13 protein-coding genes are annotated in these 13674 nt (G+C 66.7%); 1 reads left to right on the top strand and 12 read right to left on the bottom strand.

Features of this window, described 5'->3' with window-relative positions; all coding sequences use genetic code 11:
* Positions 1-580: 580 nt before the first annotated feature.
* The 3 genes from I8J29_RS16760 to I8J29_RS16770 form a co-directional block, all read right to left on the bottom strand.
* A complete protein-coding gene (locus I8J29_RS16760; protein ID WP_208848687.1) occupies positions 581-1210 on the bottom strand; it encodes a nitroreductase family protein in 630 nt (209 codons plus the stop codon).
* Between the two features lie 296 nt (positions 1211-1506).
* Entirely contained in the window at positions 1507-2364 is an 858-nt protein-coding gene (locus I8J29_RS16765) for an NAD-dependent epimerase/dehydratase family protein (protein WP_208848688.1), read from the bottom strand.
* On the bottom strand, positions 2361-3302 hold the full coding sequence (locus I8J29_RS16770) for a DMT family transporter (protein ID WP_208848689.1): 942 nt from the start codon (positions 3300-3302) through the stop codon (positions 2361-2363). Before I8J29_RS16770 ends, I8J29_RS16765 begins: the two co-directional genes overlap by 4 nt.
* A 132-nt stretch (positions 3303-3434) precedes the next feature.
* Between I8J29_RS16770 and I8J29_RS16775 the strand changes: the two genes are divergently transcribed.
* Positions 3435-4775 carry an aminotransferase-like domain-containing protein gene (locus tag I8J29_RS16775; RefSeq protein WP_208848690.1) on the top strand — a complete coding sequence of 447 codons (1341 nt, stop codon included), beginning with the start codon at positions 3435-3437 and terminating at the stop codon, positions 4773-4775.
* Between the two features lie 981 nt (positions 4776-5756).
* Here I8J29_RS16775 and I8J29_RS16780 read toward each other — a convergent pair.
* The 9 genes from I8J29_RS16780 to phnG all read right to left on the bottom strand — a co-directional run bounded on the left by I8J29_RS16780 (position 5757) and on the right by phnG (position 13674).
* A complete protein-coding gene (locus tag I8J29_RS16780) occupies positions 5757-6683 on the bottom strand; it encodes a PHP domain-containing protein (RefSeq protein ID WP_338113195.1) in 927 nt (308 codons plus the stop codon).
* A complete protein-coding gene (locus tag I8J29_RS16785) occupies positions 6680-7666 on the bottom strand; it encodes a sugar phosphate isomerase/epimerase family protein (protein WP_208848691.1) in 987 nt (328 codons plus the stop codon). The genes I8J29_RS16780 and I8J29_RS16785 overlap by 4 nt, the downstream gene beginning before the upstream one ends.
* Positions 7667-7684: 18 nt before the next feature.
* A complete protein-coding gene (locus I8J29_RS16790; protein ID WP_208848692.1) occupies positions 7685-8875 on the bottom strand; it encodes an alpha-D-ribose 1-methylphosphonate 5-triphosphate diphosphatase in 1191 nt (396 codons plus the stop codon).
* Positions 8876-8940: 65 nt separating this feature from the next.
* A complete protein-coding gene (gene phnL, locus I8J29_RS16795; protein WP_208848693.1) occupies positions 8941-9672 on the bottom strand; it encodes a phosphonate C-P lyase system protein PhnL in 732 nt (243 codons plus the stop codon).
* Positions 9673-9687: 15 nt separating this feature from the next.
* Positions 9688-10581: an ATP-binding cassette domain-containing protein gene (locus I8J29_RS16800; protein WP_208848694.1), complete on the bottom strand. Its 894-nt coding sequence runs from the start codon at positions 10579-10581 to the stop codon at positions 9688-9690.
* Entirely contained in the window at positions 10559-11470 is a 912-nt protein-coding gene (locus tag I8J29_RS16805) for an alpha-D-ribose 1-methylphosphonate 5-phosphate C-P-lyase PhnJ (protein ID WP_208848695.1), read from the bottom strand. Before I8J29_RS16805 ends, I8J29_RS16800 begins: the two co-directional genes overlap by 23 nt.
* Positions 11418-12596 (bottom strand): carbon-phosphorus lyase complex subunit PhnI, encoded by a 1179-nt coding sequence (locus I8J29_RS16810; RefSeq protein WP_208848696.1) that lies wholly within the window; start codon positions 12594-12596, stop codon positions 11418-11420. Before I8J29_RS16810 ends, I8J29_RS16805 begins: the two co-directional genes overlap by 53 nt.
* A gap of 6 nt (positions 12597-12602) precedes the next feature.
* On the bottom strand, positions 12603-13250 hold the full coding sequence (gene phnH / locus I8J29_RS16815) for a phosphonate C-P lyase system protein PhnH (RefSeq protein WP_208848697.1): 648 nt from the start codon (positions 13248-13250) through the stop codon (positions 12603-12605).
* Positions 13234-13674 carry a phosphonate C-P lyase system protein PhnG gene (gene phnG, locus I8J29_RS16820; protein ID WP_208848698.1) on the bottom strand — a complete coding sequence of 147 codons (441 nt, stop codon included), beginning with the start codon at positions 13672-13674 and terminating at the stop codon, positions 13234-13236. The genes phnH and phnG overlap by 17 nt, the downstream gene beginning before the upstream one ends.

The raw sequence follows: 13674 nt of genomic DNA on the forward strand, positions 1-13674 counted from the left end.
GTCCAGAATGCCATGTAGGTTAGGTTACTCCATCACCTTCTTCTACCGAAACTCCCCCGTTTTCCGCAGCTTGTAGGTTACCCCGTCACCTTCATCTACTAAAACGCCTCGTTCTCCGCTCCATGTAGGTTCCCCCGTCACCTTCTTCACTAAAACGCCTCGTTTTCCGCTCCATGTAGGTTACTCAATCGCCTTTATCTACCGAAACTCCTCGTTCTCCGCTCCATGTAGGTTACTCCATCACCTGCTTCTACCGAAACTCCCCGTTCTCCGCTCCATGTAGGTTCCCCCTTCACCTTCTTCTACCGAAACTCCCCCGTTTTCCGCTCCATGTAGGTTACTCCATCACCTTCTTCTACCGAAACTCCCCGTTCAACGCATCATGTAGGTTACTCCATCACCTTCTTCTACCGAAACTCCCCGTTCAACGCATCATGTAGGTTACTCCATCACCTTCTCCCAAAACGCTCCGTTCTTCGCTCCATGTAGGTTCCCCCATCACCTTCTTCCGCCAAATAAAAAGACCGCCCCGACTTTCGGGGCAGTCTTTTCCAGGCAGGCGCGCAACAGCGCCAGCCGGTCATTCCGTCGGAATCGCGAGCAGCGATTCCGCGAGCGGCCTGCGGCCGTTCGGCACCTCGCGTTCGCGCAGCGTGTCGTCCAGCGACGCCGCGTCCCCGCGGTAGCCGAGCGCGATGACCGCGTGCAGCGCGATCCGCTCCGGCGCGCGGAGCGCCTCGCGCGCTTTGGCCGCGTCGAACCCGCCGATGGCGCGGGTCGACAGGCCGAGCAGGTTCGCCTGCAGCGCCAAGATGCCCCACGCGGCGCCGGCGTCGAACGCGTGCGCGCCGTTCGGGTTGCCGTTCTCCCGGAGCCGGTCGGAGGCGAGCAGCAGCAGCACCGGCGCCTTGTCGGTCCACAGCCGGTTGCCCGGCAAAATGAACGAGCGGAACACCTCGTGCTCCGCCCCGGTGCGTGCGACGTAGAAGCGCCACGGCTGCCCGTTGCCCGAGGACGGCGCCCAACGGGCGGCCTCAAGGATCGTGTGCAGCGTCTCGTCGGACACCGGACGGTCCGTATACGCGCGCGGCGACCAGCGATTCAGAATAAGCGGATGGACGGGATGGTCCGGCACCCGGCTCGCGGCCACCTCCGGACTGTACGAACCGGCGGCGCCGTTCGGGCTATCGGGCGTAATCGGGGTTGTCATGCTCTCTTGCTCCTCTCCATGTTGAAACCTCTAAGCCTCTCTATTATAATCCGCGTCCGCGACGCCCAAAAGGTTCGCCCGTACGAGACGGCGCTCCGACTCGCGCGGCATAGCCCGGCCAAGCGGGACAGCGCCCGGCGGGGCACGGCTCGGCCTGCAAGGCAGGGACTAGCGGCCAGTAAGGCAGCGCGCCCCAACGATGCGCGGCGTTACGGTTTGTCAATGCCTCGCGGCAACTTTTGCTTTCAGCGCCGCGCTCAGCTCCCCGCGCGCGGCGCGCCGGGGCTTGACGCCTATCAGCCCCATGCTTCCGGCGCCCCGAACCCGTCGCGCCACGAGCCGAACCGCGGCGTCCAGCCGTGCCGCAGCGCCTTGGCGTTCGACGCGCCGCGTTCGCCGCGCGCGCTTCCCGGCTCGTACGCCGGCGCCGGCGCCTCCGCCGCCGCCGCAAAGAACGGCAGCCACGCCGTGCCCGGCGCCGGCTCGCGGTCGGCGATATTGTACGCGCCGGCCGGCCAATGCAGCGCCAGCACGGCGGCGCGGGCGGCATCCCGGACGTGCACGAACGAGCTCACGCCGTCCGTCGCTTTCAGCCCGCCTTGCCGCGCCTGCTCCGCCATCAGGCCGTCCGGCGCGTACCACGTGCCCGGGCCGTAAAACAGCCCGTACCGGAGGATGACCGCCTCCGGCAGCTCCGCGGCCGCGCGTTCCATCGCCGCGATGCCGGCGACCGTCGTCCGCCGCGGCTCCGGCGCATCCAGATCGAGCGGCTCCTCTTCCTCCGCCGGCCCTTCGCCCGGCGCGTACGCCCACGAGATGCTCTGCACGATCATGCGCCGTACGCCGGCGGCAAGCGCCGCGTCCGCGAGATGGCGCGTGCCTTCCCGGCGGATGCGGGCGTTGGCCGCGAAATCGCGCGTCCCGAGCGCCGTCAGCTGATGCATGATCGCATCCGGCTTCGCGTCGTGCACGGCCCGGAACAGCGCGTCGCGGTCGAACGCGTCCGCGACGACGGCGTCCGCTCCCTGCTCGGCCAGCGCCGCGGCGGCGTTCGGATCGCGGACCAGTCCGACCGTTTCGTGGCCGGCCGCGACGAGCATCGGCACGAGCTGGCGACCGATCGCGCCGGTTGCGCCCGCTACTAGAATTTTCATGTGACATCGACCTCCTTGGATGCGGACGCGGGCTGATTGGACGTTCTCGCCCGCACGTGAACCCCGAGCGTGCCGCCGACGATCAGCAGCGCGCCGATCGCGTGATAATAACCGAGCCGGTCGTGCTCGATCGCGACGCCCGCGGCGATCGAGACGAGCGTGCCGAGGTTGACGAACAGGCTCATCTTGTATGCTTCGATCCGCGCCAGCAGCCGGTTCGACAGCAGCGACGAGACGACCGACGACAGCAGCGCAATATAGAGCAGCGCGGCGACGAATTCGCCGTGCGCGAGCGGCCCGAACATGCCGCCGAGCGTCCCCGCCGACGCATGCCGGACGACAGCCGCGGCGCCGAAGCAGACGAAGCCCGACGCCATCATGACGAAGCTCAGCTGGTAGGCCGTGAATCGGCCCCGGAGTCCGCGGACGAGCACGCCGTAGAGCGACAGCGCGAAGGTCGAAGCAAGCAGAAGCCCCGCGCCGGCCGCGCTCACACCCCGCACCGACGGCCCGCCCATAGCGAGGATGTAGACTACGCCGGCGACGGAGCACAGCACGGCCAGCTTTTGCGCCGCGGTCGTGCGCTCCCGAAGCAGCAGCGCCGCCAATATCAGCGTGAACACCGGCGACGACGCTTGAATAATGCCCGCTTCCGATGAGGTCGCGTACGTCAGTCCGTACGCCTGAAAGCCGAAAAACAACGTCGGGTACAGCAGCCCGACCGGCACGATCCGCGCCCAATCGGCGGCGCGCATGCCGAGCTTGACCGTGCCCGCCAGGACGGGAACCGCCATCGCGAGCAGCGACAGCGCGAACCGGAACGCCATCGTGTCGATGGGATCCGCGTACGCGATCGCCCGTTTCGTCCAAAGAAATGAAAATCCGATAATCAGCGCGTATAATAAAGCCATCGCATAGATCGATCGCTGTCGGCTCATGCCTTTCCCCCCTCGAACGCCTCGTGCAAGCCGGCCGGCTATGCGTCAAGTGTAGGGGACGGCACGGCCGCGTTCAAGGCAAGAATACCCGAACTGTACCGGTACAATATCCGCGTAAAGGAGCGCATGCTCATGCGAACGTACGCCAAAATCATGCAAGACCTCGAAGCGCGGATGGCCGACGGCACGATCCGCGGCGGCCAGAAGCTGCCGTCCATCCGGGAGGCGGCCGAACGGTTCGGCTGCAGCAAGAGCACGGTCATCCGGGCGTACGCCGAGCTCGAGAAGCGCCATCTCGCGTACGCCGTTCCCCAGAGCGGCTATTACGCCGTCGTGAAGCGGCCGGACGCGGGGCGCGAGCAGGGCCGCGGCCTGCTCGATTTCTCGGCGCCTTCCCCGGATCCCGCGCTGTTCCCGTATCTCGACTTCCAGCACTGCCTGAACAAAGCCATCGACATGTACCGCAGCGAGCTGTTCGCGTACGGCACGCCGCAAGGACTGCCGTCGCTCATCCAGGCGCTCGTCAAGCATTTGGCCGGCAGCCAGGTGTTCGCGTCGCCGGACCGGCTCGTGATTACGTCCGGGCTGCAGCAGGCGCTGTCCATCTTAGCGGCGATGCCCTTTCCGGGCGGCCGCCGGACGGTCCTGATCGAGCAGCCGACGTACCATAACATGATCCAGCTGCTGGAGACGCTGGGCATTCCGGCGCAAGCCATCGCCCGGACGGCGAGCGGCATCGACTTGGATGAGCTGGAGCGGCTGTTCCGGTCGGGGGAGATCAAGCTGTTCTATACGATTCCCCGTTTCCACAACCCGCTCGGCACCTCGTACACGGAAGACGCGAAGCGCGCCGTCGCCGCGCTGGCCGAGCGGTACGGCGTCTACGTGGCCGAGGACGATTACCTGGTCGACCTCGTGACCGACGCGAAGTCGGATCCGATTCACGCCTACAATCCCGCGCGCGTGATCTATTTGCGGAGCTTCTCGAAAATCGTGTTCCCCGGCTTGCGGCTCGGCGCCGCCGTCCTGCCGCCCGAGCTCCGGAACGCGTTCTGCGCGCACAAGCGGCTCGCCGATATCGACAGCTCCATGCTGTCCCAGGCCGCGCTCCAACTCTACGTGCAAAACGGCATGTTCGAACGGCGCCGGCAGCAGATCGTCGCCTCCTACGCCCGGCGGATGGAGCGATTGAGCCGGGCGCTCGACGCCTATAACGATATGGACGACGTCCGCCACCCGCCAGTCCATGCCGGCGTGCATACGCATCTGATGCTGCCGGACCGCCTCCGCATGCCGACGCTGCTGAGCCGGCTGGAGCGCCGGCAGCTCGCACTGCAGGACTTCTCGACGAATTACTTGACGGGCGCCCCCGTGCCGAACCGGCTGAAGCTGAGCATCACGCGGGTGGACGAGGATCGGATCGACGACGGTGTGCGGATCCTGATGGAGGAGATTCGGCGGATGCGGCGGTGAGCTGAGGCCGAGTGACCCGAGGCGGCGAAAGTGGCGGGAGAGTGGTGAGGAAGGGGCATTGGCCAAGGCGGCGGATGGGAGTGTGACGTCGGAGAATGCGTGTTCGAGCTGAGACGCGGCAGGCGGCGCGGGCTGCGGCGGCAAGTATCACGAAGTACTGGTTGGCTTGAAGCCGAGTGGCCTAAAGCGAGGTGCCGATTGGCAGGAGCGCGCGGCGATTGGCGGGACGCGGACTACAGCAGCAAGTAACTCAGGGCACTGGTTGGCTCGGGGGCGAATAGCGTAGGGTGATGCGGCGAATGACGGGACGCGGGCTACAGTAGCAAGTAACTTAGGGCATCGGTTGGCTTGAGCGGACACAGGATCCGCTATTCTACCGAATTCATCAATTTCCAGCGATTCGCGGACTCAGGAGCGCTTATTAGCCTCAAATAAATATAAATGGGCTGCTTTGGCACGCGATAACGGATCGGGTGTCCGCTTAATCGGGAAAACGACCCTATTCAGCGAAATAGCGGATCGTGTGTCCGGATTCACGGATCTTTTGGCGCATTTACGAGAGGCCAGTCGGCAATATGGCCTGGTCGTACCGGCTGACTAGGGACTGCGCGCCGCCTAAGCTGCCCCATCAGCCGCCGCATGCGCCTTGCCGGCGCACCTTTCGGACTCCAATCGCCGCAATCGGCAAAAAGCCGGCCAAGGTCACCTTACTTGACCTTGACCGGCTCCCGCCGCCCTACCGCGGCATCACTTCCGCGGCGCTTACCGCGCGCACCGCACTCCGCTTCTCCGCCCGCTCGTGCACCGCGCCGCGCGCCGCTTCGCTGCCTGCGCTCCACATCACCGCCCGCGCACCGCGCCACGCTCCGCAGCGGCCACTCGCGCGGCTCTTTACCGCGCGCTCCGCGCTCCGCATCACCGCCCGCGCACCGCGCCACGCTCCGCTTCTCCGCTCACACAGCGCATCCGGCTCTCGCCGCCCTACCGCGCGCCCGCGTTCCGCAGCGCCCGCTCGCGCAGCGTCGCCAAGCTCTCGGCGCCGGCGTCCATGCTGCCGAGCGGCCAGCGCGCGTCGCCGTACCCGCCGTGGAAGTCCGAGCCGCCGGTGACGAGCAGGCCGTATTCGGCCGCCGCCTGCGCCGCGCGGCTCAGATCCTCCTCGCTGTGCGACGGATGCAGCACCTCAAGGCCCTGCAGGCCGCAGTCGACCCATTCCGGGATCGCCTCGAAATTGCGCAGCTGCCCGGGATGCGCCAGCACCGGGATGCCGCCGGCGTCCAGCACGGCGCGGATCGCGTCGCGCGCGTCGACGTACCGCATCGGCAGGTGCGCGATGCCCGGCTCGCCGTTCTCCCCGCGGGAGAACAGCCGGCGGTACAGCTCGCCGAACAGATGGTTCGCGTAGCCGCGGTCGACGAGCGCGTGCATGATGTGCTGCTTGAACGCGGCGCCGCCCGGCCCCGCGTAGCGAAGCACGTCGTCCCACGCGATGTCGTAGCCGGCGGCCGCGAGGCGCTCCGTCATCTCGTACGACAGCCGCGTGCGGCGTTCGACGATCGGATCGCACAGCGCCGCCAGCGCGGGATGCGCCGGGTCGATGAACAGGCCGAGAATATGCGCCCGCCGCTTCCGTTCGTAGTCGTACGCGGAGATTTCGATGCCGGGCACGATCTCCACGCCGAGCGACCGGCCGAGGCGCGACGCTTCCTCCACCGCGGCCGTCGTGTCGTGATCCGTGATCGCCAGCGCCGCGACGCCCGCCTCGGCCGCCTGCCGGACCACGTCCGCCGCGCCGAACGTGTTGTCCGACGCGTTCGTATGGCAGTGCAGGTCGACTTTGCCGGGTGGCCCGGCTTCGGCATCCGCCGCTCCGGCGCGGCGCTCCGGCATCGCGTGCATGCCGCTCATAGGCCCGCTCCTTCCGCGTCGGCATGCGCCCGCACGCCGGCCCCGAGCACCGAGCCCTGCGGCAGCAGGGACGCCGTCCGGCCGATCAGCTCCGCCCAAGCCGGCTCGTACGCCTCGCGCAGTTCATGCACGAAGGTGCCGCGGAAGTGCGGCGCCAGCGCCGCCGCGATCTCGCGGAACGGCACCTCGCCTTCGCCGATCGGCATGTGCATGTCGCCCCGTCCGTGCGGGATGAGGTCGTACTGGTTCTTCTCCAAGGAGAAATTCGGCTTGCCGAAGTTGTCGTGGACGTGCAGATGGAACACGTGAGGCGCCATCGCCGCCAGCTCCTCCAGCGGATCGAAGCCGTACATCCGCGCGGCGAGCAGCAGATGGCCCGTATCCAGCGTCAGGCCGATCGAGCCGTGGCCGATCCGCAGCATCTGCTCCGCCAGCCGCGTCGGCCGGACGGCGTAACAGTAATACGGGCAGTCGAGGTACGGGCGCATGTTCTCCATGCCGATCCGGACGCCGCGCATCCTGGCCAGATCGCCCGCCAGCCGCAGCTCCTCGCGCTCCTGCTCCAGGAGCCGCTCCTCCGTTTCCGCGGCATACGGCCGCCACTCATGGCGGTAAAGCAGCTCCTCCTCGCCGACGTAACGGGCGGGGTGGTACGCCATCGCGGTCGCGCCGAGCGCGCCGCTCACTTCGATCGACGCCTGCAGCACCTGGCGTTCCTTGGACAGCCCCTCTTGGCGGAACAGATTGATTTCGAACGGGGCATGCGTCGTCACCCGCAGCGAAAATTGCCGGAACAGCTTGACGTACCGCTCGAGCCGCGCTTCCAGCAGCCGGCCGTTGACGATCACGTTCAAGCCCTGGATCGGAATTTCGACCGACCGAAACCCCAGCTCCTCGATCTTCGCCAGCTTGGCTTCCAGCCGCTCCGGCGCGTTCACGAGGTCGTTCGACAGCAGGCTGACGCCCATCGCTTCAATATGCATCCTCAAGCACTTCCTTCCCTACTTTGAAGAGACTGCCATGCCTTGGCGATACGCCATCTGACACACGAGATTGCCCCCGACGAACACCTTCTCGGTCATCGGCCGGTCGCGGTGAAGGCCGACGAGCAGGACGTCCGCCGCCTTGCCCGCTTCGAGCGAGCCCGTCACACCTTCGATGCCCAGCGCGATCGCCGGGTTGCGGGAGACCAGATTGACCGCGTACGGCAGGTCGTAGCCAAGGCCGTGGAGCAGAAAAACCGACTGCAGCAGCGACGGCGGGTAGTAGTCGGAGCACAGCATGTCGACGACGCCTGCCTGAATGGCCTCCAGCGCCGACAGGTTGTTGCTGTGCGACCGGCCGAGCAGCACGTTCGGCGCGCCCATCACGACGTGCAGGCCGCGGCGCTTCGCTTCGGCCGCCACCTCCATCGTGATCGGGAATTCGCTGATCGTGGCGCCCCATTCGCCGACGACGTCCAGCTTCTCGATCGTATCGTCGTCGTGGGAAGCGAGCGGAATGCCCTGCGCATGGGCCAAAGCCGCGAGCCGCATCAGCTCGGCGGGATCCACCTTCGGGAACTTCTTGCGTTCCTCCAGCTGGCGGAGCACTTCCTCCTCGGTCTTGTTCTGCTTCTCCATGATGTACTTGACCTGCACGTCCGGCTGCCGGTACTGGCCCTGCCCCGGGGTGTGGTCCATGAAGGACAGCTGGTCGATTTCGCCGTTGGCCAGAAACGCTTCCACGTAGGCCGCGCCCGGCAGGTTCGTCATTTCGAACCGGACGTGGACGTTATGCCGCAGCATGTGCTTCTCGTTCTTCAGCTCGCGGATGTTGCGGACGTACTCGCGCACGCTGGCGTTCTTCCGCGCCTCGTTGCTGCGGTTGTCGCCCCACAGGCTGAAGGAATGGTAAATCGTCGTCACGCCCTGCCCCGCCAGCTTCCGTTCCAGCTCGTAGAAGGAAATATCCATCGGGAGGCAGCTCGTCGGACGGGGAAAAATCTCGTGTTCGATCGCGTCGCTGTGCGAATCGATCATGCCCGGCAGCACCCACAGGCCCGAGGCGTCGATATCCCCCGGCTGCGCCGGTCCGCCCGATCCGGAGCGCACCTCCGCGATCGCGTCGTCCTCGATCGTCAGCGTGCCTCCGCGGATGACGCCGTCCGGCGTCACGATGTTGCCGCCGCAAATCCGTTGCGTGCGCTTCATAGTTTGTTCGCTCCTCTCCTCATTCGCTTGCTTGCCGCCCGCTTGGCGCCGCCGGCCCGACCCGGCTATTCGGTCCGCGCCGCCGCGGCCTCGCGCTCCGGACGAACCGTCGCGCCGCCGGCGCGGCCGATGTCCACGATCTCGTCGGCGACCTGCTCCATGACGTCCCAGTCGTGGAAAATCCCGACCATCGTCGTGCCTTCGCGCTTCATGCCCTGCAGCATGCCGACCACCGCGGCCGTCGTGTCGCGGTCGAGCGACGCGGTCGGCTCGTCGAGGATCATGAGCCGCGGCCGGACGATGAACGCGCGGGCGAGATTGACCCGCTGCTGCTCGCCGCCGCTGAAGGTGGCGGGGAACGCCTGCCACAGCTTCCACGGAATGCGCAGCGCGTCCAGCATCGCCTCCGCTTCCCGGCGCGCGTCCGCCTGGGACCAGCCGAACGGCAGCAGCCGCTCGGCCACGACGTCGACCGCCGGCACGCGCGGAATGACCTTCAGGAATTGCGATACGTATCCGAGCTCCCGTTCGCGGAGCCGGATCATCTGCCGGTCGTCGGCCAGCGCCAGATCGACGCGGCCTTCGTGCAGGGACTCGTACCAGATCTCGCCGGAGCTCGGCATGTACGTGCGGTAGATGCATTTCAGGATCGTCGATTTGCCGATGCCGCTCGGACCGGCGATGCCGAGAAACCGGCCTTGGCGGATGCCGAACGACAGCCCTTGAATCGGGTTCACCTTGCCGGCCTGCGAGACGTGAAGCTCGAAGGATTTGCTTAGATTGACAACCTCCAGCATTTGCGATGCCCTCCCTTACAGCAAGGAGTGAACCAGCAGCTGCGTGTAGGCGTGCTGCGGGTCCTCCAGAATTTGGTCGGTCAAGCCCATCTCGATGATCCGCCCTTGGCGGAGCACCATCGTCCGGTCGGCGAGCATGCGGATGACGCCGAGGTCGTGGGAAACCACGATCATCGCCACCTTCAGCTCGCGGCGCAGGCTGCGGATCAGGTCGAGCACGCGCGCCTGCACGGACAGGTCGAGGCCCGTCGTGACTTCGTCGAGCAGCAGCAGCGGCGGATTGTTGGCCAGCGCTTTGGAGATCTGCACCCGCTGCTGCATGCCGCCGCTGAAGCGCTTCGGCGCTTCGTCCATCCGGTTCAGCGGAATTTCCACCCGCCCGAGCAGCTCCATGGCCCGCTCGCGGATCCGGCCGACGTGAAAGCGGTCGGCGGCGAACAGCTTCTCGGCGATGTTGCCCGAGCTGGAGTACGACATGCGCAGCCCGAGGTACGGATTCTGATACACCATGCCCATGACATGATTGCGAATATATCGTTTCTGCTGCGCCGATTCCGTCAGCAGATTGCTTTCCCCGTTTTTGTAAGTCGAGATGAGCATTTCCCCGGAAGTCGCTTCTTCGTCGAAGTACAGGCTGCGGACCATCGTGCTCTTGCCCGAGCCGCTCTCGCCGACCACGCCGAGAATTTCGCCCGGGTAGAGGTCGAAGTTCATATCGATGCAGGCCATGACCGCACCGCACTGCGGGCAGCGGTTGCCCGGGAAATCGGCGTTCGGCGCCAGGCACCGCGCGCAGCCGTCGCCGAACCGTTTGTTCAAGTTCCGGACTTGCAAAATCGGGCGTTCGTCCACGGACGCCGCGTCCCGCGCGGCAGCCGGACCGAGGTCAAGCGTGGATGGTTGCGGCATGGGATTCCCTTCCTTCCGTCGTTTTCCGGCAATAGGCCGTGTCGGAGCATTGGTGGACGATCTCGCCGGTCGCGCCGTCCGTCACCTCGTCGAGGAACGTGTGCGCGCTGCCGCAGCGGCGGCACGACTTGCCGTCGAAGCGCTCGATCTCGAACGGATAATCCTCGAACTGCAGCGGCACGACGTTCGTATACGGCGGCACCGCGTAGATTTTCTTCTCCCGGCCCGCGCCCAGCAGCGTCAGATGCTCCGCCTGGTGCAGCTTCGGGTTGTCCCAGCGGGGGATCGGGCTCGGCGCCATGATGTAGCGGCCGTGCACGAGGACGGGGTAGTCCGCGCCGAGGGTGATGCTGCCCCATTTGACGATGCTCTCGTACAAGGTCAGCCAGATCGCGCTGTAGTCCATCTCCGCGTGCAGCCGGCGGGTATTGCGCTCGCTGCGCTCCACCTTGCGGAGCGGCTCCGGCTGCGGCACCTGCAGCACCAGAATCTGCCCGGCGCGCAGCTTGTCCTCCGGCACCCGGTGGCGCGATTGGATGACGGTCGCCTCCTCCGCGTCCTCGGTCGTGCCGATGCCGCTCGTCTCTTCGATCAGCTTGCGGATGCTGACGGCGTTGACGCTGTCGTCGTTGCCCTGGTCGATGACCTTGACGACGTCTTCCCGTCCGATCAGCGAGAGCGTCAGCTGCAGCCCGCCCGTGCCCCAGCCGCGTCCGATCGGCAGCTCGCGCGAGGCGAACGGCACCTGGTAGCCGGGAATGCAGACGGCCTTCAGCGTCTTGCGGCGAATCTCGCGCTTCGAGCCCTCGTCGAGAAAGGCGAAATTGTACGCGTGCTTAGGAAATGCCGGGAGCTGCGCCGACGGCTGGTTCTTGCTGCTGTTGTCCATCTTCGTATTCCTCCTTCCGTTCCTTCGCGACCCGCTCCTTCTCGCGCTGCGCTTGGCGGATGCGGTCGAGCGACGACTGGAACGTAATGTAGTGCGGCAGCTTCAAGTGCGAGACGAAGCCCGTGGATTCCAATCCGTCGATGTGCGTCAGCACGAATTCCTCGTCCTGCGCCGGCGCGGTTCCTTCCGTGTCGAGGCTGCGCTCGAGAATCGCCATGGAGATCGCCTTCAGCTCGTTCTGCCCCGTCACGAGCCCGTAGCCCATGACGAAATGCACCTCGCCGGACGACGCGTCCTGCTTGAACGAGTTGATCGTCTCGACCTCCGTCGCCAGCAGCTCGCCCAGATACAGGCGGTCCTCCGGGTCCTCGCCCGATTCGTACGGATGGTCGATCGTCACTTCGGCGTATCCGACGCGCAGCTCGCCGATCGTCGGATGCACCGACCCGTAGCCGCGCATGGAGCTGTACGCCAGCGCCGTCATCGCGCCCGTCTCGCCGCGGGCCAGCATCTGCAGCCGCGCCGACCGGGAAGCGGGCAGGATCACCTTGCGCCGCGTCACGTCGAACGGCTCGGTGTCGCGCGCCGCCCTCCGCGGCGGCATGAGCCCCTGCTCGCGCAGCAGGTCCGCGACCTTGCGGAATTCGGGCTCCTCGGTCAGCTCGCGGCGTTCCGCCTCCAGGAAGCGGTCCAGGAACGCCCGCGCGTCCTGCGCGCCTTCGCGGCGCAGGCCGAAATTGAGCAGCCGGTGCGTGTAATCGTAGGTCGGCCCGAGCACCTGCCCGCCGGGCAAGTCGCGGAACGACGAGGAAATGCGCCGGATGACGCGCATCGACGACGTGTCCGTCACGCGCGAGACGTGGTTGCGCGCCAGCGTGGACCGGTAGGCCCGCAGCAGGAAGACCGCTTCCGCCGGATCGCCCTCCGCCTGCTTCAGCGCGAGCGCGGCATACTCCGGCGCGTACAGGCCCGCTTCGCCCATGACCTTGTCGATCAGGAGCCGCAGCTGCTTCTCGACCGCGCCGAGCGGCAGGATCTCCTCCGCTTCCTTCAGCCGGTAATAGTGGTTCAGTTCGCTAGCTTGTTCGATTGCTTCTCTTCCGCCCGTTACGGCAACGTAAGCCATGATGCCTCAACCTCCTTGATCCGATTTGGACGCCGCGCGCGTCGTGCGCGGCAGCGCGGCCAGCTTGCCGGATACGGTGAACAGCACCGCGTCCGCGCCGAGCGGGTATTCGGCGTTCCAAACCGCCCGGCGCGCCAGCCATTCCGCGCGCAGGCCGGCGACGGCCAGCGTCCGCTCGCCCGGCACGCCGGGACCCGTCAGCGTCAGGCGAATGCCTTCCGCGGCGGGCGCCGCTTCGGATTCGGCCGCTTCCGCCAGGTCGTCCACCAGCAGGAACACGGTCGCGCCGTGCTCCGGCTCCGCCAGCGTGCCGACGCCGACCGCGTCCGCCCAAGCCGGCGGCGCCGTGCGCCCGTCGGCGAAAATATAATCCGCGCCCGCCGGCTCCGCCGACCGCGCGAACGTATGCATGCGGATGAACGCGGACAGCCGCTCCTTATCCTCGAGCTCGACCGCGAAGCGCACCTCGCTGTCGAGCAGCGTCAGCGCGATGACGGCGGCCAGCCGGCTGCCGGGCGCCAGCTCTGCGGCCCCCGCCGTCAGCCGGCGCGTCGTCTTGACGGTGCCCGGCTCGGCGAAAGCGTCCAGCAGCTCGCGGTAGAAGAGCTGCGTATCGTGCACGGGGTCGAACAGCGTCTCATTTTGCGCGGTCATACGATTCCTCCATCGTTTCGAATTCAACCTTCGTGGCCAGCGTCAGCTCCTGCTCCTTCAGCCGCCGCTTCAGCAGTTCCTGCTCCTCGGCGAGCAGCAGCGCTTCCCAGCCGAGCGTCTCCGGCAGCTGCCGGTTGTACGCCGCGTCCGCGACCGCGAGCCGGTAAGCCAGCTCCGGCCGGTCGCCCATCAGAATGCCGTAGCCGAACGTGCCTTCGATCGAGACGGTGCATTCCGTCACGAGCGCCTCGGTCAGGTAAAACGGCTCCTGCGAGACCGAGTCGCGCGCTTTGGTCAGCACGAGGCTGTTCTCCGGCGCCTTCACGACGGCGACGTCGTAGCGTTCCAGAATCTCGCGCGCCAGCCGGTCCGGCAGCGACGGCGAGCCTTCGATCAAGATGCGGGTGATCCGGTATTTTTTCAT

Source organism: Paenibacillus artemisiicola (assembly GCF_017652985.1).
Taxonomy (GTDB): domain Bacteria; phylum Bacillota; class Bacilli; order Paenibacillales; family Paenibacillaceae; genus Paenibacillus_Z; species Paenibacillus_Z artemisiicola.

Bases quoted from the DNA above. Each gene is read 5' to 3' on its own strand.
- I8J29_RS16760 (WP_208848687.1), bottom strand. From the start codon at position 1,210: ATGACAACCCCGATTACGCCCGATAGCCCGAACGGCGCCGCCGGTTCG.
- I8J29_RS16765 (WP_208848688.1), bottom strand. From the start codon at position 2,364: ATGAAAATTCTAGTAGCGGGCGCAACCGGCGCGATCGGTCGCCAGCTC.
- I8J29_RS16770 (WP_208848689.1), bottom strand. From the start codon at position 3,302: ATGAGCCGACAGCGATCGATCTATGCGATGGCTTTATTATACGCGCTG.
- I8J29_RS16775 (WP_208848690.1), top strand. From the start codon at position 3,435: ATGCGAACGTACGCCAAAATCATGCAAGACCTCGAAGCGCGGATGGCC.
- I8J29_RS16780 (WP_338113195.1), bottom strand. From the start codon at position 6,683: ATGAGCGGCATGCACGCGATGCCGGAGCGCCGCGCCGGAGCGGCGGAT.
- I8J29_RS16785 (WP_208848691.1), bottom strand. From the start codon at position 7,666: ATGCATATTGAAGCGATGGGCGTCAGCCTGCTGTCGAACGACCTCGTG.
- I8J29_RS16790 (WP_208848692.1), bottom strand. From the start codon at position 8,875: ATGAAGCGCACGCAACGGATTTGCGGCGGCAACATCGTGACGCCGGAC.
- phnL (WP_208848693.1), bottom strand. From the start codon at position 9,672: ATGCTGGAGGTTGTCAATCTAAGCAAATCCTTCGAGCTTCACGTCTCG.
- I8J29_RS16800 (WP_208848694.1), bottom strand. From the start codon at position 10,581: ATGCCGCAACCATCCACGCTTGACCTCGGTCCGGCTGCCGCGCGGGAC.
- I8J29_RS16805 (WP_208848695.1), bottom strand. From the start codon at position 11,470: ATGGACAACAGCAGCAAGAACCAGCCGTCGGCGCAGCTCCCGGCATTT.
- I8J29_RS16810 (WP_208848696.1), bottom strand. From the start codon at position 12,596: ATGGCTTACGTTGCCGTAACGGGCGGAAGAGAAGCAATCGAACAAGCT.
- phnH (WP_208848697.1), bottom strand. From the start codon at position 13,250: ATGACCGCGCAAAATGAGACGCTGTTCGACCCCGTGCACGATACGCAG.
- phnG (WP_208848698.1), bottom strand. From the start codon at position 13,674: ATGAAAAAATACCGGATCACCCGCATCTTGATCGAAGGCTCGCCGTCG.